This is a genomic window from Methylobacterium sp. J-059, assembly GCF_022829485.1.
In the GTDB taxonomy this organism is placed as follows: domain Bacteria; phylum Pseudomonadota; class Alphaproteobacteria; order Rhizobiales; family Beijerinckiaceae; genus Methylobacterium.
This window is the reverse complement of the sequence record NZ_JAKSYA010000131.1, coordinates 1-24,791: the sequence shown is the minus strand read 5'-3', so window position 1 is coordinate 24,791 and position 24,791 is coordinate 1. Positions and strand designations below refer to the sequence as shown.

Sequence of the window (24,791 nt, the reverse complement as noted above, 5' to 3'; positions counted from 1 at the left end):
GCCGAGTATTTTTTCGCGATTTAAGACTATCGACTTTGAGCAGTGAGGTCTTTGATGCAGTTATCGCGAAACCAAAGGTCGGTTTACACAATTCGAGGATTCGGGGTGCGGTTTCGACTGGCGAGTTAACGTACAGAGCGGTGGGAGGATATGATTCCACAACAACTTATGCTTGCCGCGTTTTTTACACAGCCTCCACCCCAAGCCAATGTTGCCGGACGGCCGATGAATGACCGCTCCCGGGAGCGCATGGGGATCTAGGCGGCCGCGTTAGGTCGGGCCACATCGGTCCAGTCTACAGCTGGACCAGGCGGATTTGCCCAGGGGCGCTACACAGCTGCTAAACACAGTATTTCAAGCGCTAAAACTTGACGTACCTGTCTGTGGCGGAAGCGACGAGGATTTGCCGACCTTGCGCTACTTGAGGCTGTCCCCATACAGTCGCGCTAACGATAGATTGGGGGACGTCTTGCTGGACGGTGTCGAAATCACATGCGTGGCCACCGAGCACGTCAGTCTCGCCTACCACGAGAATGCGGTCCCGGTGATCCGCGAAGTCGTGATCGGGAACGTGGCGGAGCATGACCTCACCGAGGTCCGTCTGCGGATCGAAAGCCGGCCGGCGGTCGTACAGCCGCTCACCCTCCGCATCGATAGCATTCCGGCGGGATCGAATCACCACATCGAGCTGCCGGACGTTCGGCTCGACGCAGCCTTGCTCTCTGAGTTCACAGAGGCGAGCCGCCTCGAACTGACCGTCATCGTCGAGGATGCGAGCGGCGAGCAAGCCCGGCATGTCGAAGAACTCCGCGTCCTACCGCCCTCACATTGGGGTGGGGGCCGCAGTGCGCCCGAACTTCTCGCAGCGTTCGTGCGCCCCAACGATCCGTCCGTCGATGTCGTCCTTCGGGATGCCGCAACCAAGCTCGGCGACGCGGGCCGTGAGATGGGGCTGAACGGCTACACGTCGGGTAAGAAGTCTCGTGCATGGGAGCTGGCCGAGGCGATCTGGGCGGCCATTGCCGATCGGCGGATCGCTTACGTGCTGCCGCCCGCGAGCTTCGAGCGGGCCGGGCAGAAGGTCCGTGGCCCGAGTGACGTGCTGGAGCGCAAAGTCGGCACCTGCCTCGATCTCTCGCTCCTCTACGCGGCTTGCCTTGAGCAAGCAGGCCTGAACCCCGTGCTGGTGCTAACCGTCGGTCACGCTTTTGTCGGCGTCTGGTTTCAGGACGATGACTTCGCAAGCGCGACCGTCGATGACATGCAGCTGCTCCGCAAGCGGCGTGACCTGCAGGATATCGTCTTCGTCGAGACGACGCTGCTGACCCCCGACCCTCCGGCGACGTTCAAAGTCGCCACGACAAAGGGCAATGCTCAGGTCGAAGACGAGGCCCCCGCGGCACTGGAAATCGCGATCGACGTCAGACGCTGTCGTCGCAGGGGTATCCGTCCGATGGATCTGGGGGGTCCCAAGTCGACCGACCTCACGCCCGGACCGATCGTTCCGCTGAACCAGACACTGTCTGCGCCGCCGAGCTTCGACGAGGAAGCGCGACCGCCGAGCGACGAGGCTCCCGAGACCCCAGTTGGGCGCGTCGAGCGCTGGAAGCGCAAGCTTCTCGACCTGACGCTTCGCAACAAGCTGCTGAACTTCAAACCGGGCAAAGGCTCCGTCAGCCTCGAATGCGTCTCGCCCGGGGCCTTGGAGGATGGTCTTGCGGCGGGAACTGAGTTCCGCCTGAAGCCGCTCTCCGACGTGCTGAGAGGGTCCGATGAGCGCAGCGCCGACCTCTATGCGCGTCGCCATCATGACGACGGCCGTCGCAGCTACCTCGAGGCGGCGCTTGCTCGGAAGGAGATCTACACGACTTCGACCGAGGCCGACCTCGATCGTCGGCTCCTCGATCTCTACCGGCTCGCCCGGAACGGGTTCGAGGAGGGCGGAGCCAACATCCTGTACCTGGCCATCGGTTTCCTGTCGTGGACCAGAAAGGAGGGCGAGGCTGCCTACTGCGCCCCGCTGCTCCTGATCCCCGTTACCCTGAAGCGATCCAGCGTGCGAGCCGGCTTCAAGCTCGCCCTCCACGACGACGAGGTGCGGATCAACCCGACGCTGCTGGAGATGCTGCGCGAGGACTTCAAGCTCCGCATGCCGGAACTCGAGGGTGATCTGCCACGAGACGGGTCGGGGTACGACGTCGACGGCATCTTCCGGATCGTCCGTCAGCACGTGAAGGAATTGCGTGGCTGGGAGGTGGTCCCGGACGTCGTGCTCTCGGCGTTCTCCTTCACCAAGTACCTGATGTGGAAGGATCTGGTCGACCGCGCAGAGGTTCTGAAGCGCAACCCCGTCGTGCGCCATCTCATCGACACGCCGAAGCACGCCTACGGCGACGGCACACCTTTCCCCGAGCCGACGCGTCTCGACCAAGAGTACCCGCCCGAAGCCGTGTTCGCGCCGCTTTCGGCGGACTCCTCTCAGCTGTCCGCGGTGCTCGCTGCGTCCAGTGGAAAGGATTTCGTGCTGTTCGGGCCCCCTGGCACCGGCAAGAGCCAAACGATCGGCAACATGATCGCCCAGTGCCTCGCTCAGGGCCGCACCGTGCTGTTCGTCTCGCAGAAGACTGCCGCCCTGGAGGTCGTGCAACGTCGCCTGCAGGAGATCGGCCTCGGCGACTATTGCCTGGAGGTCCACTCGACCAAGGCTCAGAAATCTGCCGTCCTAGGCCAACTCCGCCGCGCTTGGCATGAGCGCTCCACCCCGTCGCAGGGCACCTGGGATGCGGCGACGAGCGAGCTCGCGAGCTTGCGCGAGGAACTCAACGGGCTCGTGAACGCGCTGCATCGGCGGCGGGAGAACGGGCTCTCGGCCTACGACGCCTTCGGGCGCGTGATTGCGGCTGGCACTGTCGAGGCTCCGCTCGCCTTAGCGTGGCCGGATCACCGCGCGCACGACGAGACGACACTCGCCTCCCTGCGCGCGGCCTGCCGGGAGCTTCGACCGGTTCTGGCATCGATCGGATCGCTGGTGGATCATCCGCTGCAGGGCGTCGAGGCCACGCAGTGGTCGCCACTTTGGCGCGACGACATGGGCGCGGCGATCCGGACCGTCGAGCGGACACTCAATGCCCTGCGCATCACCGGCCAAGCCTTCGCCGATGCGATCGGGCTTCCGTCCCTGCTTTCGACCTATGCCGGTACGCGCGGCCTCATGGTACTCGGCAACTACCTCGTGCGACCTGAGGCGCGTTGTGGGGCCACGTTCCTGGCCGACGGGGCTGGTGATCTGCGCCGCGCTGTTGCCGCCCGCGAGCGCTTCCAGGCGACAAAAGCTCAGCTGCTCGGCCGGCTCACCGGTCGATATGGCCCGGGCATCCTCGATCAGAACCTAAATGCGCTGCTCGCCGAGTGGGTCGCCGCGCAGGCGTCGAACTTCCTTATGAAGGGCGGCAAGCTCAGGAAGGTCTCGGCGCAGGTCCAGCCCTATGCGGAGGGACCGCTGCCAGCCGATCTCGGGCCTGACCTTACGGGCCTGATCGAGGTCGCTAAGCACGTCAAGGCCGGATGCTTAGAGGAGCTGATCCTCGCCCGGCTAGGGTTGCCGTGGAGCAACCCGGAATGCGCCGCCTCCAAGTTCGCACCGGCGATCACCTGGGCTGAAAAGGTCGAGCAGCTGCTCGACATCCTGGGCCCGCTCTCGCTCGGGATTGATGGGCTTCGCGACCACCTCGTGCAGCTTGTCGAGCGCCAGGGCCGAGCGCTCGCGGAGGGCGGCCGCATCTCCCAAGCTTATGCGACCTTCGCGGGGGACCGTGCGGGGGTCAACGAAGCGGTCAGAGCGCTCAGTCTCCTCGCGGGTCGCCACGATCCTGAAGCACCGCTTGCCGCGGACGACGACTGGATCGCGCGCAGCCTCACTATCGCCCGACGCTGGAGCTCAGGTCTCGGACGGGCTCAGGGGTGGTGCGCTTGGCAGTCCGCTTCGCAGAACGCACGCAAGGCTGGCCTCGGGTCCCTTATCGAAGCTCTGGAAGCAGGACACGTCGCGCCCGATAGAGCGGAAGCCGCGTTCGAAACAGCCTATGCACGTTGGTGGATCGATCGCGTCGTCAGCCACGATACCGTGCTGCAACGCTTCCTGCCCGAGCGGCACGAGGACGCGATCCAACGTTTCCGCGCCGCGGACGCACGCGTTACGGACCTCTCAAAGCAGGTCGTCCGCTCGCGCCTTGGCGGGGGCATCCCGGGTCCAACTGCGTTCGGGGCCGACCCGGAATGGGGCACGCTCTCGCACGAGCTGACGAAGAAGACGGCACACATGCCGCTGCGTAAATTGTTCGGCCGGATGCCGAACGCGCTGACGAAGCTCACCCCCTGCGTGATGATGAGCCCACTCTCGATCGCACAGTACCTGCCACCCGACAAGGAGCCGTTCGACGTCGTGATCTTCGACGAGGCCTCCCAGATCTCGCCGTGGGACGCGATCGGTGCGCTCGCTCGGGCAAAGCAGGTCGTCATCGTCGGCGATCCCGAGCAGCTGCCGCCTACCAACGTCGGCGACCGTGGCGTCGACGACATTGAAGACGGGGCCGACGTCACGGATCAGGAGTCGATCCTCGACGAGTGCCTGGCCGCCAACATTCCGCGCCGGAACCTCGACTGGCATTACCGCAGCCGCCACGAGAGCCTGATCGCCTTCTCGAACAGCCGCTACTACGGCGGCCGGCTTGTCACCTTCCCGTCGCCGGTGACCGACGACCGGGCCGTGCGGCTTACCCTCGTACCGGATGGGGTCTACGAGCGTGGATCGGGGCGCGTGAACCGGCCCGAGGCCCGCGCCGTGGTCGCCGACATCGTACGACGCCTACGCGACCCGAGCTTCGCCGAGGAGCGCCGCTCGCTCGGTGTCGTCACGTTCAACGGCGAGCAGCAGCGTCTGATCGAGAACCTTCTCGACGAGCAGCGGCGGTCATATCCCGAACTGGAGCCGTTCTTCGACAAGGACCGCTGGCACGAGCCGGTGTTCGTGAAGAACCTCGAGAACGTGCAGGGCGACGAGCGCGATGCCATCATCTTCTCGGTCGCGGTCGGCCCGGATCAGACCGGGCGTCCGGTGAGCACGGTATCGTCGCTCAACAAGGACGGCGGCCACCGCCGCCTGAATGTCGCGATCACCCGCGCCCGACGCGAACTCGTCGTGTTCGCGTCGATGAGGCCGGAGCAGATCGATCTCGGCCGCACACGGGCGCGGGGCGTCCGCGACTTCAAACACTTCCTCGAATTTGCCGACCGCGGCGCGCGGGCGCTGGCGGAGGCCTTCGCGCCGACCGGCGGCGACGTAGAATCCCCGTTCGAAGCCGCGGTGATGGCGGGGCTCGAAGCCAGGGGCTGGACCGTCCACACGCAGATTGGCGTCTCCGGTTTCAGGATCGACCTCGGCATCGTCCATCCCGACGCTCCCGGACGCTACCTCGCAGGGGTCGAATGCGACGGCGCGACCTACCACAGCTCGGCGACGGCGCGGGACCGCGACCGCCTGCGCGAGCACGTTCTGACCGATCTCGGTTGGCGCATCCGCCGAGTGTGGAGCACCGAATGGTGGATGGACGCTGAGGGCGCTCTCGCCAAGCTCGACCAACGCCTGCATGAGGATCTCGAAGCCGATCGCGCGCGAGCGGCCGCGGCAGTTCCGGCAGATGATCCCAGGGAGATCCAGGAGGTTGGGCCAGCCCGCGACGAGTCGCCGGCCGAGACCCAGGCTGCCATGCGAGCTGAAGGCGAGCCGCACGAGGCGGCCAATGATCCGCATCCCACAACAGATGCCGCTCCGCGGCGCCTCTACGCGGATCAGGCCCTTCCTACCGTGAGTCCGGCCGTGAGCCTTGAAGCCCGTGACGCAGTACAAGGCTACAGGCTCGCCGACTTTGCAGATCTAGGGCGACAGATCGAACCCGGCCGGTTCTATGATGCCTCCTACCGACCCATCCTCCACGCCATGGTCGACCATATTCTAACGATCGAGGCGCCGATCTTCGAGGATGTGCTTATTCGGCGCATCGCGCGCGCTCACGGCCTTCAGCGAGTCGGCCCTCTTGTCCGTGAGGCCATCGCCGCTCAGATCGACGCATTTGTCGCGCGAACTGAGGATGATGGCCGCTCGGTTCTATGGCCGCTCGGCGAGGAGCCGCGCACGAGCTACCCATACCGCCCGGCGGAGTCCGGGGTCCGCAGCCACGGCGACACGCCGATGCCGGAACTCGTTGGGCTTGCGAGCACCCTGCCATCCGACGCGTCAGAGACGGATCGCGCCAGATTGATCGGCCAGTGTCTAGGGCTCTCGCGCATTGAAGCCGCCACACGCGCTCGTTTCGAGAAGGCAAGCGAACTTGCTCGGAATGTGGATCCAACATGAGGCACCGATGCGCGTCGTAGTCCTCACAGTACCAATCCTGTTTGGCAGCTTCGAGGCAGCATCCGCCCAAAGCATGCACGACGATTCCTGCTGCAGACGCCTGATGCTCCGCGATCAAACAGCTGTCGATCGACCTGATATCGCGTCTGGCGGTATAGCGGGCTCGGAGCGAAGGTGGTCACATGTACAAGGATCTCGTGATACTAATTCCGGGCATCCTCGGATCTGCGCTCTCGAAGGACGGCGCCGAGATCTGGGGGGTGAGCGCCAGCGCGATCGCGCGAGGCATGTCGTCAAGGGCCGGAAGCTTCGACGCGCTCCGCCTAGCCGGGGACGACCCGGACGTTGATGACTCGGGGGACGGAATCGTCGCCACCCGACTTTTGCCGGACGTCCAACTCGTGCCCGGCCTTTGGAAGATCGACGGCTACGGGGCCGTACGGGATACGCTTTGCGAAAAACTCGATCTCCGGCCGGGCCGGAACTTCTTCGATTTTCCCTACGATTGGCGGCGCGACGTCCGCGTTGCCGCCCGGGCGCTGGAGCGCAAATCCCAGGTATGGCTGCGCCAGTGGCGGGACTGGAGTGGAAACGAGGAGGCGAGCCTCGTTCTCATCGCGCACTCGATGGGCGGACTCGTCGCCCGTCACTTCGTCGAGGTTCTCGGAGGATGGCAGCGGACCGCAGTCCTTGCGACGTTCGGAACCCCCTTCCGCGGGTCACCGAAGGCACTGGGCGCGCTGTCCAACGGTCTGGAGGCGAGCGTCGGCGGGTTTCGGGTGTTCGATCTCACGGAGGTCGTGCGTAGCCTGACGTCCGTCCATCAATTGCTACCGATCTACAAGGTCTACGATGCGGGCAACGGCCAGCGAATCCGTTTGAGCGAGACGTCCCAGATCCCGAACCTCTCAAAAGATCGCGTGGCTTCCGCGATGCGCTTCCACCAGGATGTCGAGGAGGCGCAAGCCACGAATGCCACCACTCCGGGATACCTGGACAGATATTCCATCCTTCCCATGGTTGGGGTGGAGCAGCCGACGGATTGCTTTGCCCGAGCCGGCGTATCGGGCATTGAACTCCTTCGTCGCGTCCCGAAGGAGAACCACAAGGGCGACGGGACCGTGCCCCGGTTCTCGGCCATGCCCCCCGAGTGGACGAGGGAGCGTGGCGCGACCTTCTTCGCCGATGCGCATGCCTGCCTACAGAACGGAACCGCGGCCCTGACGCATCTCTGCGCCGTCCTACAGGGAGCTGGGACCGACCTAGCGAGACTGCGAGCGGGCGAGGAAGCGCTCACGCCGCTCGGGCTCGACGTCGCGGACGCTCATGCGTCCGAACGCCCGGTGACGATCCGTGCGACCAGCCAGCGGTACCTCCCGTACCTGGACGCAGCGGTGCGCGAAACGGACACCGGTGTTGCGTACGGGCGGAGGCTGTGGCCCGACGGCGACGGCTACGGGGGCAGGGTCGACCTGCCGTCCGGCTCGTACAGGGTCACGGTCGCCGCTCCGGGCGCGCGGCCTGTCACCGACATCTTCGTGGTCGGGGAAAGCGGAGCCCGGCCTCGGGCTGACGCCGCGCCCGAAACGCGCTAGTTCCCATTCGTGGCGGACGATCGCGATCATCGAACCCGTAGGCAGGCGTGGACGGCGTTTCGCCGCCTGCTCGCCCGTGAGTTCCCGGATCATGCCGACGGCATACGAATCATGCTCGAACTTGGTCACGCGGTCATCCGCGGCGAGATCGGGAGCGAACACGCCAAAGCCCTCATCGGCGATCACGTCCGACGGCTTCCCGGGGTCGATAGGGTGGTCAACCGTCTGGTCGTCGCTGCGCCCCTGAAGCCCGCGACGAGCTGGGATCCGCTGGATGATCCCGCTTCCGAACCACCCTTCCTCGTTACCGACGATCTGCGGCGAACACCAAGGGAGGGCACTAATATCATTCGGCATCCGGCCATCGAGCCCGGAGGACCGGCCGTGCCGGGGCTGCCACTCACGCTGAGCATGGACTTGCGCTTGCTGGCGGACGGCGAGACAGACGCCGAGCCGATCGCGATCTCGGACCTTGGCGTCGATTGGGAGCGGGTCGAGGTTGACGTCGAGGTCCATTCGGCATCGTTGAGTTTCGTCACCGGGTCGAACCGCGGTGTCGTAGTCGTCCGCCGCGACGATGCGTCCCTGCCCTTCGTGCTGCATGCCACCGTGCACGCGGACGTCGCACCCGACCTGATCGAGGTGATGGCGATCTTTACCCATTGCGGCCGATACGCTGGCATCGTGCGGCGCTCGATCGCGGTTCGGCGTCTTGCCCCCGGAACGGACGCGGCCTCGGGCGTGCGTGACGGGTCGGAGCCGCGACCGGCTGGCTCACCTTCGGGTACGATCGGAGAGGGGAGCGGCCGACAGGTGTACGGCGCGCCGACGTTGGGATGTCTCGCGCTTCGTCTGGAAGCGGAGGTGCCGACCCTGACCCTTAAGATCCTTAGGTCGGCCGAAGGGGTCGAATCTCGATACGTGTGGACCTCCACCAGCCCGGTGCGCGGAGGACCCGCGAACCGGACCGGCTACCTTTCTCTGGGAGACGATCCCGCCCGGTTCGCACAACGGATGCGTGCCGAGGTAGCGGGCCTTCGTCCTGGGCAGCACGAGGACGCTCTCCGTGGATACGGTCAGGAGATCTGGGAGCGGACCCCGGCGGACTTCCAGGAACTCTACTGGACCCTGCGGGACAACGCCGGTCCCGATTTTCCCATCCAGATCGTCACCGACGAGCCCCACATCCCGTGGGAGTTGATGCAGCCGTTCGACGATGCCTCGGGACGGGGAGGCGATCATCTCTTCTTGGACCATCCCGTGGCCCGCTGGATCGGGAGCGCCGAAGGACACCTTTGGCAGGATCTGCCCAGCGGCCGCATCGCGAGCTTCGCGCCTGTTTACGCCGAGAGCGCTTACGAACTGCCGTTCGCCGAGGATGAGGCCGCCTGGCTATGTGCGGAGCTGGGCGCGGTTCCCTGCACGCCGAAACGAGGTCCGTTCCTAGACCTGCTCCGAGAAGGCTGGAGGCACGGCCCAGTCGCCGCGGTGCATTTCGCCGGCCACGGCAGTTTCGACGATGCCGGTCGAAACGGGATCCTGATGACCGACGGCTGGGTCAGCGCAACGGAGGTGGGGCAGAGCCGAAACGTCCTCGGTAATCAATACCGCAGCATGGCCATCCTCAACGCTTGCGACGTCGGGGCCTCGGCGCATTCCCTCGGGACGATGAGCGGATGGGCTTCCGCACTGGCCAAACGCAGGTATGGCGGTCTCGTCGCGCCCTTGTGGCCGGTCTCAGACCCGCACGCCTCCGACGTGATCCGAACCATGACGCGAAGCCTGTACCGTGACCACGCGACCCTCGGCCAAGCGGTTCGGATCGGCCGGCTGAAGGGATGCCGCCACTCTGCTACACCCTTCGCCTACGTCTGTTACGGCGACGTGATGGGTCGCGTGACCGATGGGCCGGGCATGGCTCCCGCCGGGACCGGAGTGCCATAGGACGACGTCGCGTCGGCACGCCGTCCGGGCGCTCCCCGCGCTGGTTTCTCAGACGCGTACCAGGTTCTCGACGAGGAGGTGGTTGGGGATCAGGTTGACCGCCTCCGCAACGAGATCGACGGCAGAGGGCGGCGTTCGGATCGATACGACCAGGCTGAAGCGCGTCGACTTCGTGTGGTAATCCTCACTCGGGCGATCCCCCCACCAGCCACGCACGGGATAGACCGAGATCCCGTCGCGGCTCGCCAATCGGAACGCCGCCCCCTTCCAAATGTCGTGATGCAGGGAGCCTCGTCGGCGCATCGCCGGGCCGACGACCCATCCGTCGTCGGGGGCCCCCGTATTAACGTCGCCGAGGTTCTCCTCAGCCAGTTCGTTCACGCGGCGCTGGGCTGCTTCTTGGCTCTCGCCGAAGCGCCTCAGGTCAAACCTGAGGCTGTGGGAGGCGTACCGGTCCCGCCTGTCCCGGCTGTCGGCGAGCGGATGAGGATCGGTGAAGTACGACAGCGTGCAACGCATCTCGACCTCGGTTTGATTGAGGTCGCGCAACGCCCGCACCGGCCATGGCAGCCGGAAATACTTCATCTGGTTCAGCACGATGCGTCCATCGCGCTTCAGGTAGGGCGTCAGCTCGTCCTCCACGACGAGCGTGAGCGCGTTCGAGGCGCTTCTGACCAGACGCTCCTCGCTCGGCACGCCCCAGCCGTAGCAACTCAATACCCGTGCCCAGGCCTCCTCCCTGCCTCGGGTTTCTGATAGTCGCATAGATATGTCGTAGAGCTCCTGCATGGCCGGGGTCCACTCTGCCGCGTGGACCATAAGGGCTCGCAGGGTCTCCATACGGTACCCGGGGTACTGGGCCAGCAGCCTCGTGACTAGGCCGGCCGCGTATGCCGTGGCCGCGCTCGTTTCGTTCGTAAGCCCCAGCGGTGCTCGCGGCGCGTTGCGGTGCGTCGTCAGCACCATCAACGGGTGGGACGGACGCGAATGTATCCCATCGTCGTCCATCGCGTGGTTCCCGCCCTCCATCACGATGTCGGGCTTGTGCGCGTAACGGCGCGTCCAGCCGATCGCCGTCCTCGCCGTGGGCGACATGTCACCGAGGGGGGCAACCAACCGAAGCCCCTCCGCCGTCTTGTCCGTGTGCGCGCCGACCGTAAGGGCGTTCAGTGCCTGGCCCGGCGCCTGGATCCGATGATCGGCGTTACGCGCGCCGTACTGCGCGTGCCGGTAGGGCGCTTCCGGGCTCGTGGCCACGTTTCCCGCGGCGACGCAGAACAACCGGGTGGCCTCTCCGTCGCCCCAGGCCAGTTTGTCGAGGGCGGCTGACGTGCTGGTCTGCCTACCCGTCTCGGCCTCGCCGTCCGCCGTCCCGGCTAGGCAGAAAACTCGGGGATGCGGCGTCCTCTCGACGATGGAGACGGCGCGAACGATGGCGTCCCGAGCCGGAATCCGTGCGCCGCCTTCTGGGGATATCACCGTCACGGATTCGAGCGCCGTGGTCAGTTGCACTGGCGCGCCTTTGGCGCCCTCGGCCAACAAGGCCTCCAGGCCACCCCCGAACGCAACGATCCCGGCGGACTTGGTCCCATGACCGTCATGGTCTGCCGTGCCCCACCCGGGTTCGACGCTGTGACAGCGGGACCGTGGAAGCATGGGGTTCAACAGCGGATGGGCATGGTTCACCCCGGTGTCGAGGATCGTCGTGCGGGGCGCGTCCGCGGGAGGGGCGACGAGCCTAGCCCCCAATTGGCCCACCAGGGCAGCCCGCGCTTCCGGTATGAGGTCCAGGTAATCCGCTACGAACGTCGATGCGCCGCGCAACTCGACGACCGCCGCCGTCGCGCGGACGAGGGCGGCGAGCTGGTCCTTGTTCGCCCGGACGTTAACGAGCGTGGTATCCGGGAACTTCGTCGGTTGCCCGGTGATGGGAATGCCGACGCTCTCCGCTTCGGTGGTGAAGATCGCCTCGAAACCCGGACGGAGCCAGACCTCCCATTCGACCGTCTCGTTCTCGCGCGGCAACCGATCGGGATCGTCCGCCCACAAATCCTCGATTGTGGCGACCCGGAATTGCTCCGTTCCTTCGAAGAGCCAGAACCGTCGCGGGCGCTTGATGTCGTCATCGTCGTTATCGTCGCCGTCGTCATCGATGACGATCTCACCCTGCGCGCCATCGATCCAAGCCTCGTACTTGTCGAGCGACGTCAGGAGGGAGCGGACCGCGCTTACGGAAGCGAAGAACGTGGCCAAATCGCCGGTGTCGTGATTGCGCTCCGCGGCATGTACGTCCTCTCGACGGCGGACGGCGAAGAGCTTCAGCCCACGGCTGTCGGCGCGCAAGCTTCCAACGTTCAAGGGCTCGCCGGCCCTTCCATCTGTCGCCATGACCAAGCCGTGATCCTTGGGGGCAACGTTGGCTGACCTTTGCTCCGGGCGAGCGGATATGACTTCCGCCAGGATTGCCTTCAGGTCCGCACGCAGGGACTGGGCATGCGATCTGCGATCAGGAACGGCGGAAGGATACGAGGCACTTCCGCGTCCCCTTCCCCTGAACTCGCGCGACGCCTGGCCCAATCCCCTGACGTGTAAATGCCTGTACGCGGTCATACGCCACCGAATGCAACCTTGACGGATGTTTATGCGGCGAAAGCGCACTTGCGGTCAACGAGACTGGTACGTTGGCATCGACCTCAGGTTAGCATCGTGCCGGCATCACCATATGCCGCTGCGTGACTACTTCTAACCGGTCGCATCCTGCTCGGACCGATCACAGAGCGCACGGAGAAGCAAGCCGGTCTCAAGGCGTCCGTCGAAATCCAGGACCGCGTCGCGCGCGGCGTCATCCGCCGCCGCGGTCAGGTCGGCGTGGCTAAGGCCTCGGGTTGCCTCATCGAGCCGTCCCCAATCGAGCGATGCCGTGTCGAACTGCAGCAAGTGGTTGCCTAAGACCCGCCGCGCCTCGGACGACGACGGCTTCTCGTAGGCGAACGTCGCGTGGAAGCGGCGGAAGAGCGCGGGGTCCAGGAGGGATTGGTGGTTGGTGGCGGCGACGATCACGCTCGACGATCGATCCTCGTCTAGGAACTGGAGGAACGAGTTCAGGACCCTGCGGGCCTCTCCGATGTCGTTGTCGTTTCCGCGTCGGGTTGCGAGTGCATCGACTTCGTCGAAGAAGTATACCCCTCGCGTGCGATGCATCGCATCGAATATGAGGCGCAGCTTAGCGGCAGTCTCGCCCATGTACTTCGTTATGACGCCGTCCAGCATGATGGTGAACAGCGGGAGGTTCAACTCTCCCGCGATCGCGGAAGCGGTCATAGTCTTCCCCGTACCGGGCGGACCCGAGAACAGGAATTTTCGTCTCGGGGCGAGGCCATGCTCCTCCAGCTTGTCTCGCTCCCGGTGCTCCCGCACCAGTCTCCCGAGGCGGTGGCCGAGAGCTTGGCTTAGGACAAGGTCTGACAGCACGGTCTCCGAGTAAGCCGCACGCAGCAAGTTCGCGAGCTCGCCGCGCGGGGCGGCCAGCGATGTTAGATCGCTGCCTCGGCGCGTGCCGCGGCCATCCGCGCGCAAGCCCGCGACGAGGGCGGTAAGGTCGGCTGCGACCTTGCTGCGTCCCGCTCTGCCGGCTTCGCCGGCGATTTCCTCCGCGATCGACAGGAAGCGGTCGTCGTCGCCTGCCGCGTGGCTACGGATCATGCCGATCAGTTGCTGTGCGCTAGCCATCGCCGCCTCGCCCCTCCACCGTCTGCCCTGTCTTCGCGCCGCGGTCGAGAGCGGCATGGAGGCCGACCCGCAGCAGCGGAGCTAATCTGACCATTTCTCGCAATAAATGCAATGCTTCCCGTATTTGCGCCTCGTCTGTCGAGGCCCCGCTACGCTGGGCCGCCCGCCGCGCGATCGGATCGGATAGAAATTGTTCCAAAAGCCTTGCGGATTTCGCCGAGAACATTCCATTTTTCAGCGCGCGGCTGACCGTTGCTGCTGACAAGCCGGTCCCCCTGACGACGTCGGCCCCGCCCAGCCCCTCACTGGCGCATGTTGCCCTTACCCTGCTCAGCAGCTCGGGATCAGATTGTTTTTTTGGCCGTCCTCGCATCTTGCATAAATTTCATTTTTTGGAAGTAAGAGCAAGGGTCATGCGGTAGTTTGAGATTTGTTGCAGAGCGATCGCCCGCCTCCGGCCCCGGAGCCAAGCGAGTGCAAATCGTCAAATCAAATGCTGAAGGGACCCCAGTGGAGCTCACAAGCCAGCCATGCCGGCCGCGTTCTGTTTGAAGAGCTTCCCGCTCCGGATGTAACCGGCGGTCGTATCGAACTTCCGATGGCGCAGTTGGCGTTGGATCGCGTGGCCTGGCGCGTCGTTGGCGGCGGCCGAGGTCGCCAAGCCCGAGCGAAGGCTGTGACCGGCAAAGGCCTCTGCCCGCTGCTCAGCCTGCTTACGCGAAACACCATCAGCCATCGCCTGAGCGACGATAGCCCGTTTTACGATCCGAGCGACCGCCCGGCCGGTGATCGCCGTCTCACCGACCTTCCCGTGGCGGGTTATCGGTCGGAACGCCGGACCGGCCTTGAGCTTGGCCCCCTTTAGCCAAGCCCGGTAGCTTCGAACAGGACAAGTCTCTGGGTTCGAGCCGAACGGGACGCCGACCTCGGCGCCGACGCCGCCCTGATCCGTCTTGGTGCGCCCCAGGTGGATGACGAGACCCTCTGGCCGATCCGCGATCCAGGAGGCGCCATCGCGAGCCATGACCTCGAGCGAAGCGAGCTCGGAGCGACGCAGCGCGGCGGCAAATCCGACGAGGATGAGCGCTCGGTCACGCTTTCCGGTCAGCGTCGCGGGAAGCGCTTCGACGGCCCGGCGAAGGTCATCCGTCACCAGGGGAGCCTTCTTGTCAGCCGGCCGGCCCCGATCGCGCTGGATGCCCCGCCATGAGTCGTTGAAGGCCGCCGAACCTGTGTCCATCACATGCCCAGCGGCCGCATGGTGCTTGCGGATGGCGACCAGGTGCCTGCGTAGGGTCGAGACCTTGAGCCGCCCAGCACCGTCGATGAGGTAAGCCAACACAGTCGCGGTGCTAGCTGGCAAGGGGCAGGCGTTGTGAGCCTCGCACCACGATGAGAAAGTCCGGACATCACTCGCGTAGGACCGCCGGGTGCTCATCGATCGGGCCTGATCGGCATAGTCTCGGGCTTGGTCCGCAAACGCTTGAATTTCGATCGGAACCGGAAGGCACTCGGCGGTCAAATTCTCGATTAGGATCAGATCATTACTCATGGTTTTCCCATGCGTCCGATAATGTACTCTTATCGGCCCCTGAGGTGCGATTTTGGGATCGCTAAAAAGCACTCAGAGGCCGCGGTTTTACAGGCTCGGACTCCCTACGCGACTGTCGGCCCGCTGTATCCAACCGGCGTTTTCAAGCTGTTGTCGTCGAACAGCCCGGTGCCGTTCCGCGTGTTCGCCTCGGCGACCTGATGGCGGGTAACCGAACGGCCAACCACGCGGCTGTCGAGGTGGACTGACGTCGCAACGTGGATCGGAGCCGCGCCGCCACGGTGGATCACCGAGGACTGCTTGCCAGGGGCGGCAGCGGGCGGTCCGGCGACGGCTGAGGCGTTCAGCCGGGCGATGAAACCGGAGATCGCCGCGGCGACAGCATCGAGAGCTCCAGGGATGCCGCCAGCGGCAGCACTGACCTTCTCGAGCCCCGTTGCCGCCGGCGGTGCCACGTTGCTCGTGCGGCCGAGCGCTGCGTTAGCGGCCTCAATGGCGGCAGTCACATTCTCGGGTGAGAGCCCGAGTCCTTGGGTGCCAGCGGCCCGGGCCTTGTCCCGGGCGATGTCGTAGGGACCCTTGCCCTCCGACGGTACGCCGGGGAGCATATCCGATGGGTTGGACGTGACGCCGTTGTCGGTCTTGCCACCTACGGCGATGCCCGGCTTCCAGCCCATCGCGTCGTAGAGCTTGTCCCAGGGGAACAGGAACGTGCCGATCGTGAGCGCCGTGATCGAGCCGATCGTGAGCGCCGGCAGCGACAATGCACTGACCGCTGCGATCGTCACTGCGGCCCCACCAGCCGCTGCAATGCCGCCCCCCAACGCAGCAACGCCGGCGAACGTACCTTGTGCAGCGCCCGGATTTTCGTGAAGCGCCTTGCCCAGACCGCTGACGGCTTGCCCTACGTCCCTCAGCACAGAGATGGCATTCCCGACCTCAGGATCGGCCATCGCCGTGCCGAACGTCTTAAGACCCTGTGTCAGCATGTTAAGCTGCCCGCCCATCGTATTGTCGATGAGGCCCTGCGTGTCGCCCTGAGCGCTGAAGCGGGTAATGTTGGATTTGATGTTGTCGCGATTTTCCAGGAACTCGTGGAACATCTTGGCGTAGTTTTTAGCAAACGTGAGGTCGTTGATTTTAGCGTCTTGATCCTCTTTCGAGGTGATACCCTTCTTTTCCAGGGCGGGGATAAAGTACTTTTCGAACCACTCAAACGGGTTGCGCTTCAGGACATCCGACCCGATGACGCTGTTAGCCTGAAAATCTTTGCCGTTCGATTTGAGGTTCGACTTGCTCTGAAGGCCGAGGCCCAGCATTTCTGCGGTCTCGGCCTTGTTGCTCATCTGGCCTTTGAGCATGTGCTTCGAGAGCATATAACTCGCATCACCGACGCCCGAACCCGTCATCTGCTCGACCAGCATCGGAAGCGCGCCGGCGACGAACTCGGGCGACCAGCCTGTCGCTGTGCCGCCCGACTTGCTGACCGCGCCGAACAATTGACGCCCATCGAAGATGCCGCGGGTTCCGACCGCGCCGGTGGTGAATGCCTTGAAGTACTTGTCCTGCTCGGCTTCCGGCTTCGCCATCACGCCCATCTGATCGAGGGCGCGTGCCAAGTAGCGGCTTTGCCCCTTCTCCTGCATCTTGGACTTGATATCTTCGTCACCGATCAAACTGGTGGTGAAGTTCATCTTGGCAAAAGCTGGCAAAAGGTGCCGTGCCTCCGCATAATCACCCTTGCCGAGGTCGGCGAGGTCGGTGATCGTCTTCATGTTCTGAAGCGGGTCGGTGTATCGCTGAGAGCCGGCGACGGCGAACGCCGCCGCCTTGTTCTTCTGGATCTCCTCGCCAAGCTCGGCAGCGGACATCGCGCGGCCGCCGATCATGCCACCTTGCGTGCGCTGGATCTCCGCCACCTGATCGACACCGCCGGCTTGCGCCAGGATCTCCTCAAGGTAGTGGACGCTCGCGGTTGGCGCGCCGAGGGCGGGATACGTTCCAGCGACGCCCCTGGCTTGGTGCGCCCCGAAGCCGTGCCCGCTGCCATGCCCCCGGCCGGCACCCGTATAGCCCGCGCCGCCGCCCGTCCTTGGCACGGTCGGCATGTGAATATTCTGCGCTGCCGCCTGCATGCGCTTGATGGCGCTTACGGCCGAATTTATCTTGCTCGTCCAACCCGAAATTGAGGAGGTGATACCGCGCGCGGCGCTCGCGACCCCTTGAGTCTCGCTCCTCATCGTCTTCATCTCGACGATTGGCTTGCCGAGCGCGGCAGCCATTCGCGCGAAGTCCCTGTCGAGACCGCCGTTGGTGCCCTTCAAACCAGACATCGCCCGGCTGATCCGGACAAGCTCCTTCTCAACGCCGCTCGCGCTACGATGAGCCCCAGAAAGCGATTTGCCGAACCGGTCGACCGAGGATGCGGCGCGATCGACCGGGGAGCTCCATTTGCCGATCGCCTTCTCAACCCCCTTGGCGTTCTTTTCGAGGGAAGCCATGGCCTTCAGCATGCTCGCTAGTTCCGGGGCGAGGTTCCCGCCCAGCGTCATGCTGGTTTGAATTCGATAGATATCCACGAGCAGCACTCACATGTTTGCTGTGCCGGAGGAGACGCCGCATCCAAATAGACAAATACAGCGGTTGCTTTGCACCAATTATTCGGCCTTCGATCATCGAAGGATTGTCATATTGCGTGACGGGCGTGCGGCGGCGATTAAGGAAAGGGCGATGAACACCTCATCCTCGATCGCCCCGTGCTAGGACGTGCTTCTAGCGGTTCGTGATGCCGGCAAGGTGCCGATAGACCGCGCCGCCGAGGATCGTGCGCACCTCGCCCTCCTTGGCGATCGCTGCGGCCTTGAGCACCGGCCGCGGCGGGATCCCGCGCGACGTCCCGAGCTCATGCCACAGCGCCTTGTTGCTATCGGACCCGACGACGGCCTCGGTGGCGCTGACGACCTTGCGGGCGTAGCTGTCGCGCATCTCCCCGGTCTCGAGGAGGGGACTGTCGCGGGCCGCCTTCCGCGCGATCGTCTCGGGCTGCAAGGCCGGCCATCCGGCTTGGTAGGTGCCTGGCAGCCGTTTCACCTCGGCCAGCACCACCTCGGACGCCTCGCCCAGTGCGCGCTTCTGCGCCGCGGGCAGCGTGGCGATGCGCCCGGTCATGTAGGCGACGAAAGCGCCGATGGAGTTGAAGCTGCGCGCCATCGCCTACTCCTTCGACCGGAACCGCCATGAGCCCCAATCGAAGTCGCCGCCCTTGCTGATCCCTCTGATGATGCACATGGCCTGGCGCATCGTTGGGTCTAGGCTGAACGCCACATCGAAAGGGACACCACCCTCAATGAGTGCCATGCACTCCTGAAGAGCGGTGTCCTCTGTCAATTTTTTACGGCGTCCGGATCGAACGCATCAGCCTCGGCGGGTTTGAACGCCCGGTTCATCTCCTCGGTCAGGTCCTCCCAGTCCTCGCCGATCCGGAAGACGAGCGCCTCTATCTGGGCCTGCGACGACGGCATCGAGACCGGGGAGCGGTCGATGGAGGTCACCGAGCACGCGACCAGGGCATAGTTTGCGTAGAGCGCGTTCGAGACGAGGTCGGAGCCGATCGCCTTGGAGGCGAGCATGCGGTCCAGCGGGCCGAGACGGCGCACGCAGAACACGCGGCCGCTGGGCAGCGTGATCTCGGCGATCTTGCGGGCCGGGGCCGCGCGGATGATCGTCTCGGACGGGGTCGGCGTGGCTACGGACGCGGCCTTCTCGCCGGCCTCGAGGATTTTCACGGACATGATAGACCTTTTTGGTGGTGTGTCTCGGCCTGTGAGGGCCCGAGGTCGGGGAGGCCGCCACTAAGGGCGGTGCAGGTACTGGTTTGAGGGGCCCTGCATCTTCGGGCAGGGGGATCGCCATGGACGACGAGCCAGGGCGGCGGGCCGACCGGCGGCGGCCCGAACGGGGGAAGGGTTCGCAATCCGCGCGGTAGAAACGGTTCGTTTTGTCCCGGTTTTGGGATCGAAACTGCCGATTTCCGTAGAGTTTTGCCCGGTTTCAGGGGGGAAATGGCCCTAAGGGACGTGTTTCCCCTTCGGGAAGTACCCGGGCTCTGGTTCTCTGCCTTGGCAACTCGAACTAGGCGAGGGAGGTAGATTTCTTCCGATATCTCAGCGTCTTACCGAATATGGTGAGCGAACCTGCGAGGGGAGGGCTGCAACCAAATCGCGGGAAGCGGTCGAGTACTTCCCGTCTATAAAAAGGGATGCCGCTCCAACGATGCCGGAATTAATCCGGTAGGATCACCCCGCCGATCACCGATCGCAGCAAGGCGCCGAGCGGTGGTTGCCACTTTGCCCTGCTTCATGAGGTGGTCAATTTCCTCAACAACCGGCCCTGTGACAATCCCACAGCAGCAATGGCATCGTAGAAGTCCGCACCTGGGATCGCTGCCTTAGCCTCCCGGGCGGCAATCCAGCCGGCAAGAACGACACGAGCGGGTAAGCGGGCGGGAGCCGCCTCGGGAGCTGAGGCAACGAGAGTGGTGCAGGTCATGGAAGGTCCGTGGTTGCTGGTACGATGACAGCCGGCCCCGGGATCGCCCGGGATATTCACGGCTGGTGGGGAGCGGCCGCGCTTCTCATGGCGATCGGGGCGGCCTACCTGCGCATCCGGACCGGTCCGGACTGGATCGCGCTGGATTGGAAAGTTTTCCTGTCCGCAAGGGTATGCCGTAGCGGACGAAGGGCGGGATGCAAAAAGCCTGTCCGCTAGGGTTGCTTCTCGACTTTTGGACATGCGTCTATGCGGACACTACCGCAACGGACGAAAGTCAGCCCCGATGCAGACCATTCTCTACGCCCGCGTCAGCGCCGCCGATCAGACGATCGCGCATCAGCGCAAGCAGGCCGAGGCCGCCGGCTTCAAGATCGACGCGGTGGTCGCGGATGAAGGTGTGTCCGGCGTCTCCACCGTCCTGGCTGAGCGTGCCCAAGGCCGCCGGCTCTTCGACATGCTCCGGGCCAGCGACGTGTTGGTGGTCCGTTGGGTGGATAGGCTCGGCCGCAACTACGCGAACGTGACCGAGACCATCCGGGAGTTCATGCGACGCGGCGTCATCGTCCGCACCGTCATCAACGCCATGACCTTCGACGGCTCCACCACCGACCCGGTGCAGATGGCTGTGCGCGATGCCTTGATCGCCTTCATGGCCGCGACCGCCCAGGCCCAGGCCGAGGCGACGAAGGAAGCCCAGCGTGCCGGGATCGACCACGCCAAGGGCCGCGACGATGCCTACCTCGGCCGGAAGCCTAGCTACAACCGCGCTCAGTTCGACTCGGTGGTCTCGATGCTCGACATGGGCGAGGCCGTCCAGGCGGTCGCCAAGGCTACCAACCTGTCACGCGGCACCATCTACCGCATCCGTGACAGCAGGGGCGAGGCCGAAGCTGCGCTTGCCCGGTGGGGTGCATGATGGGCGTGGGCCGACCATGCGCCCCCAGGTGACGGATATCCCGGGGGCCATCATGCCGCTGCGACCAGCCTGAGGGAGGGGCGACCACTCCCGCCATGGTCGATCCCGAACTCAGCGAGGACGTGCGCCGGCACCTTCGTTCGCGGATCGTCCGGCGTCGGGGTGAGCTGCTGCCATGGCCAATAGCCACAGCGGCTCTTCCAGGTCCTCACACGGGCCCGCCACTCGTCCTCGGGCACCTTGGCGAGCCGTGTAGTCGGATCGGCCTGTACGGCCTCACTATGAGCCTCTGGCGCGTTGGTGAAGCGCTCGAAGCGCCCCTGGTTCAACCAAGTCGAAGCCATAGGGACGAGTTCGGTCCCGAGTTTGCCTTTGGCGCGCATGTCGGCGGCATGGGCTCGCACAGCGCTCAGGATGGCCGCTGGAGTGACATCACGGCCGATGACCTTGCTGTAGGCCCTGATAGCCGTCTTCCGGGAGTTGTCGCCGTCCCGTTTTGGGTAGGCCTGCCAGAACTCGGCGAAGCCCTCTGGGTCCGTCCCCTTGGGGACTATAGGGGAGTCTTCTCTTCTCTCCTCTTTTAGGCTTACACCGTCTTTAAGCGGTGCTTGGATCGGATCGTTATTTTTCAACGAGTTAGTAGCGTGGACCTTCGAGCTTTCCTGGATTTTTTTCAAGTCAGCCGGAGTTTTCTCAAGATTTTCTGAGATTTTTTCAGATTTTCTCGAAATTTTGCCCCCCTTGGACGCGTTCGCCCGGTTGGCGCGGATCGCCACGAGCTCGCTCGCCGCCCGGCCATTATCGAGCTTGCCGTCCACCACCTGGATCTTCCCCGCGGCGATCAGTTCAGCTAGGTTCCGTGAGTAGGTCTTGAGCGTCTGGTTGCACCGACCGGCGATACCGCGATCGTTCCGGGCGATGGGCCCTTCGGTGAGCATGATGAGCTGTACGATGACGTGGTAGGCTCGATAGGCACCGTCGCTCAGCGCCTCGGTACCGTCCATCCATGCCGGGATGTCATGCTTATAGAAGCCCACCATCACCGCATCTCCGCCAGCACATTGCAGGCAATATCGCAAAAGCAAGTGACCCGGATCGTTGGCCCTGACCGCTGCTTGAGAATTTCAATCTCCAGCTCATTTTGACTATCTACCAGACGGACTTCCTCTTCGTCCGTTCTGTCGATTTTTCGTTCCAAATAGTAAGACTCACGAAACAGTCCGAGAACCACGTCAGCATCTTGCTCGATTGATCCGCTCTCCCGCAAATCCGAAAGCATGGGGCGCTTATCTGGGCGTTTCTCTACTTCGCGGTTGAGCTGACAAAGTGCGACTACAGGGATGCCCAGATCTTTCGCAAGCCCCTTCAGTCCAGAGGAGATCTCAGTCATCTCCTGCACCCGATTGCCCGAGTATCGCTTGGACGGACGGATCAAACTGATGTGGTCAATGATGATCGCCGAGAGTGGCTGGCCCCGTCGCTCAGCCTGTAGGCGCATTTGACGAGCTCGGGCCGCAATCTGGGCTAACGTCAGTCCGGACTGCTGCTCCATCCACAGAGGGATGCCATTGCAGGTCCGTTGCGCCTCAATCAGACGCTCCATCGCCTCGTTCGAAAGGTTTTTCGCCTCGGCGATAGCACGATAGGAGATCGCGTCTCGTGCGTGCGGGTCGTAAGCGACCGCGGCAAGAATCCGCTCGCTGAGCTGGTCGGCGTCCATCTCCAGGGAGAAGAAGCCGACAGGGCCAGCGTGCTGGGCGGCCGAAATGGCCACATGTAGGCCGGCCGTCGTCTTGCCCATGGCGGGCCGGCCGGCCAGGATGATGAGCTGCCCGCTCCGCATGCCGAGCGTCGCGGCATCAAGCCTAGGCACGCCGTAGGGCACTCCGTTGGGTGCCGCCCCCTGACGAACCTGGTTGGCCCGAGCAAGAACGTTGGCGGTACTGGTCCCGAGCGAGACACGCCGGGCGTGGTCGGCGAGCGATGCACTGGCCACCGCGTCCAGCGCCTCGATCATGCTGCCGGCGGTCTCGGCCGGGTCATGCACGGTGCTGCCAGTCATCGCTGCGATGCCGAACTGCGATGTCTCGAAGACAGTTCGCATCCGCGCTGCCTGCGCGACCAGTCTGGCGTAGCTGGGGGCGTTGCTGATGGTAGTGGCGCCGTGCATCAGGTTGACGAGGTACTGCCCGACGGTGACACCACCGAGGTCCGCGTCGCCGAGGACGGCCTTCATCAGTCCGAGATCGATCGCCTCCCCGGCATCGCGACGAGCGACCATCTCCACAAAAATCTGTCGGTGGATCGGATCGGAGAAGTCGTCCGGCTGGACGAAGTCCCGCGCCCGGTCGATCGCATCGTTGTGGTGCAGGATGGCGCCGAGCAGCCCCTGCTCGGATTCCAAAGCGTTCGGCGGGGTGGCGTCTAACGACGCGGAGAGCGCGTTCATCGCGACGCCTCCCGCTCTGCGGCCTGCAGGGCCTCGATCAACGCAGGCAGTCGGTCGCGGGCTACGCGGATGCCAGATTTCGTGGCGCAGGGTTCGCCCCTACCATTGGTCGGCATGGCGAACACACGAACATCGATGCATGTGAATCCTGAGCCTGCCTCGATGCCGACTCGTATCTCCTCAAAATTGCTCTTTCTGACCGTTGCGACGGTAGAGACTTTGTTTCGCTTAAGGCAGGACGATGCATTCGCCGGAGTTGATGCTCCTGCGGGACGACGCGCGATGGCCATGGCTTTACTCCGCTGCGGCGATTTGCGAAGCGGGCAACTCTATGCCGAGGCGAGTATACATTAGACGAACGTTCGGGCTTTCCCGGTCGCCTGACAAATAAGCGCTCAATATTTCCTGCTCGTCCTCCAGCAAGGCTTGTAGGGCAATTCGGGATATAACCAACTTTCTCTGAATTACCCTGCCGATTTTATGTTTTTCTGCCCACGCAGCTATCGTCTGCGGCGTCACCCCAGCAAATTTTGCCGCCGATCGGCTGCTTAGAGCCTCCCCTGGAATGTACGGCCGCAGCACGGCGGGGCGGCTGAAAGGTGACGAACTCAGGTCGGGTGCTTCGGTGTTGATCATGCGTACTGACCTCTTGGTCGGCACGATGCCCATAGGACTGTTCGGCAACATGATGGAAGGATGCTCAACGCTCCCCGGTATCACCCACCGCCCCTCTATCGCCGCAAAATCTTGTCGGACGAATGCGGGTCTGCTATAGCAACACGGTCCTCACGGACATCGAGCACTTATGCTCGATTGACTGCGCACCGCGTCAAGCTTTGCCGGCATTCGCCGCGGTGTGGTTTAGAAGGCCAGGGTTTTCGCCCTGGCCTTTTTCGTTCTTATACCGTTCCTTTTGGGGCGCAAGCGCTTCTCGCACAAAATTACGGTCTCGAGAGCGATTAAATCAATCTCGGCATATACAAGCCGCTTGTATATCAGGCGGACCGGCTTCGCAGATGCAAGGCCAAGCCAGCATACAAGCCGCTTGTATGTCGCCCTTACTCCGCACCGAAGAGGGCGACCTTTGTAGACTATACCTCCTCCAAGCCTGAACTTGGGAAAGCGGTGTTGATGAAAACAGGTTGGGTCTACCCCCTCCTCCCCGCTGCATCGCCCCCCCACCCTGGACTCTGTGCCGACGCCGTCCCTCAGTGCGGCGACTTCTCTGCGCCCCACTCCCCCTCTCGCTGCTCCTGTCCCGTCCCTCCTTCACCCCTCGTCCGCAGCCTCTCTCTCTCGCCCGTGTCCGTTCCTGCGTCCGCCACTGCCACCTACCCTCACTGCTGTTCACTCAAGTCGTCACCTATTCTACCCAACACTCCCATCTTGTTTCCCAACAAAAACTCCTATCGAGAGATAAAAAAAAATCAAGGCAATACAACACATCTTTTTTTCAGTGAGACGGGCGTCCCCAGTGAAAAAGAACAACAGAAAAAAAAACCCCTTATGTTTCCCCCTTCCCCCCCCCCACAGAGGGGGCACTTTTTTAATTTACCCCCCCCCACCCCCAACATGGGGAAGGGGGGTGGTGAAAAAAAAGATGGGGTTTCCCCCCCCCCCCCCCCCCCCCCCTCGCAAGGAGA

14 protein-coding genes are annotated in these 24,791 nt (G+C 64.0%); 4 read left to right on the top strand and 10 right to left on the bottom strand.

Annotated elements, in window-relative coordinates:
* Nucleotides 1-496 precede the first annotated feature (496 nt).
* The 3 genes from MKK55_RS19120 (at nucleotide 497) to MKK55_RS19110 (ending at nucleotide 9,951) form a co-directional block, all read left to right on the top strand.
* Nucleotides 497-6,412, top strand: a complete 5,916-nt coding sequence (locus MKK55_RS19120) for a DUF3320 domain-containing protein (protein ID WP_243937162.1) — start codon at nucleotides 497-499, stop codon at nucleotides 6,410-6,412.
* A gap of 182 nt (nucleotides 6,413-6,594) precedes the next feature.
* On the top strand, nucleotides 6,595-8,007 hold the full coding sequence (locus tag MKK55_RS19115) for an esterase/lipase family protein (protein WP_243937161.1): 1,413 nt from the start codon (nucleotides 6,595-6,597) through the stop codon (nucleotides 8,005-8,007).
* 9 nt (nucleotides 8,008-8,016) lie between these two features.
* Nucleotides 8,017-9,951 carry a CHAT domain-containing protein gene (locus MKK55_RS19110; protein WP_243937160.1) on the top strand — a complete coding sequence of 645 codons (1,935 nt, stop codon included), beginning with the start codon at nucleotides 8,017-8,019 and terminating at the stop codon, nucleotides 9,949-9,951.
* Between the two features lie 48 nt (nucleotides 9,952-9,999).
* On the opposite strand, the gene MKK55_RS19105 is transcribed toward MKK55_RS19110, so the two are convergent.
* The 7 genes from MKK55_RS19105 to MKK55_RS19075 form a co-directional block, all read right to left on the bottom strand.
* Nucleotides 10,000-12,294 carry a S8 family peptidase gene (locus MKK55_RS19105; protein ID WP_243937159.1) on the bottom strand — a complete coding sequence of 765 codons (2,295 nt, stop codon included), beginning with the start codon at nucleotides 12,292-12,294 and terminating at the stop codon, nucleotides 10,000-10,002.
* A gap of 399 nt (nucleotides 12,295-12,693) precedes the next feature.
* Nucleotides 12,694-13,680 (bottom strand): AAA family ATPase, encoded by a 987-nt coding sequence (locus MKK55_RS19100; RefSeq protein ID WP_243937158.1) that lies wholly within the window; start codon nucleotides 13,678-13,680, stop codon nucleotides 12,694-12,696.
* On the bottom strand, nucleotides 13,673-13,945 hold the full coding sequence (locus MKK55_RS19095; RefSeq protein ID WP_243937157.1) for a hypothetical protein: 273 nt from the start codon (nucleotides 13,943-13,945) through the stop codon (nucleotides 13,673-13,675). The genes MKK55_RS19100 and MKK55_RS19095 overlap by 8 nt, the downstream gene beginning before the upstream one ends.
* 252 nt (nucleotides 13,946-14,197) lie before the next feature.
* Nucleotides 14,198-15,232: a tyrosine-type recombinase/integrase gene (locus MKK55_RS19090; RefSeq protein WP_243937155.1), complete on the bottom strand. Its 1,035-nt coding sequence runs from the start codon at nucleotides 15,230-15,232 to the stop codon at nucleotides 14,198-14,200.
* Between the two features lie 104 nt (nucleotides 15,233-15,336).
* The gene (locus tag MKK55_RS19085) at nucleotides 15,337-17,820 is read right to left on the bottom strand and encodes a hypothetical protein (RefSeq protein WP_243937153.1); all 2,484 of its coding nucleotides are present in this window, start codon (nucleotides 17,818-17,820) and stop codon (nucleotides 15,337-15,339) included.
* Nucleotides 17,821-18,004: 184 nt separating this feature from the next.
* Nucleotides 18,005-18,442 (bottom strand): hypothetical protein, encoded by a 438-nt coding sequence (locus MKK55_RS19080; RefSeq protein WP_243937152.1) that lies wholly within the window; start codon nucleotides 18,440-18,442, stop codon nucleotides 18,005-18,007.
* Nucleotides 18,443-18,615: 173 nt separating this feature from the next.
* A complete protein-coding gene (locus MKK55_RS19075) occupies nucleotides 18,616-19,023 on the bottom strand; it encodes a hypothetical protein (protein WP_243937151.1) in 408 nt (135 codons plus the stop codon).
* 1,043 nt (nucleotides 19,024-20,066) lie between these two features.
* Between MKK55_RS19075 and MKK55_RS19070 the strand changes: the two genes are divergently transcribed.
* Nucleotides 20,067-20,699: a recombinase family protein gene (locus MKK55_RS19070; protein WP_243937150.1), complete on the top strand. Its 633-nt coding sequence runs from the start codon at nucleotides 20,067-20,069 to the stop codon at nucleotides 20,697-20,699.
* A 50-nt stretch (nucleotides 20,700-20,749) separates the two neighbouring features.
* Here the strand turns inward: MKK55_RS19070 and MKK55_RS19065 are convergent, their stop codons facing one another.
* The 3 genes from MKK55_RS19065 to MKK55_RS19055 all read right to left on the bottom strand — a co-directional run bounded on the left by MKK55_RS19065 (nucleotide 20,750) and on the right by MKK55_RS19055 (nucleotide 23,784).
* The gene (locus MKK55_RS19065) at nucleotides 20,750-21,739 is read right to left on the bottom strand and encodes a DUF1376 domain-containing protein (protein ID WP_243937149.1); all 990 of its coding nucleotides are present in this window, start codon (nucleotides 21,737-21,739) and stop codon (nucleotides 20,750-20,752) included.
* The gene (locus MKK55_RS19060; RefSeq protein ID WP_243937148.1) at nucleotides 21,739-23,148 is read right to left on the bottom strand and encodes a replicative DNA helicase; all 1,410 of its coding nucleotides are present in this window, start codon (nucleotides 23,146-23,148) and stop codon (nucleotides 21,739-21,741) included. Before MKK55_RS19060 ends, MKK55_RS19065 begins: the two co-directional genes overlap by 1 nt.
* A 294-nt stretch (nucleotides 23,149-23,442) precedes the next feature.
* Nucleotides 23,443-23,784, bottom strand: coding sequence for a hypothetical protein (locus MKK55_RS19055; RefSeq protein WP_243937147.1), 342 nt, complete (start codon nucleotides 23,782-23,784; stop codon nucleotides 23,443-23,445).
* Between the last annotated feature and the right edge of the window lie 1,007 nt (nucleotides 23,785-24,791).

Coding starts and splice junctions, on each gene's coding strand:
- MKK55_RS19055 (WP_243937147.1), bottom strand. CDS start 23,784: ATGATCAACACCGAAGCACCCGACCTGAGTTCGTCACCTTTCAGCCGC.
- MKK55_RS19080 (WP_243937152.1), bottom strand. CDS start 18,442: ATGGCGCGCAGCTTCAACTCCATCGGCGCTTTCGTCGCCTACATGACC.
- MKK55_RS19115 (WP_243937161.1), top strand. CDS start 6,595: ATGTACAAGGATCTCGTGATACTAATTCCGGGCATCCTCGGATCTGCG.
- MKK55_RS19090 (WP_243937155.1), bottom strand. CDS start 15,232: ATGAGTAATGATCTGATCCTAATCGAGAATTTGACCGCCGAGTGCCTT.
- MKK55_RS19065 (WP_243937149.1), bottom strand. CDS start 21,739: ATGGTGGGCTTCTATAAGCATGACATCCCGGCATGGATGGACGGTACC.
- MKK55_RS19070 (WP_243937150.1), top strand. CDS start 20,067: ATGCAGACCATTCTCTACGCCCGCGTCAGCGCCGCCGATCAGACGATC.
- MKK55_RS19060 (WP_243937148.1), bottom strand. CDS start 23,148: ATGAACGCGCTCTCCGCGTCGTTAGACGCCACCCCGCCGAACGCTTTG.
- MKK55_RS19100 (WP_243937158.1), bottom strand. CDS start 13,680: ATGGCTAGCGCACAGCAACTGATCGGCATGATCCGTAGCCACGCGGCA.
- MKK55_RS19075 (WP_243937151.1), bottom strand. CDS start 19,023: ATGTCCGTGAAAATCCTCGAGGCCGGCGAGAAGGCCGCGTCCGTAGCC.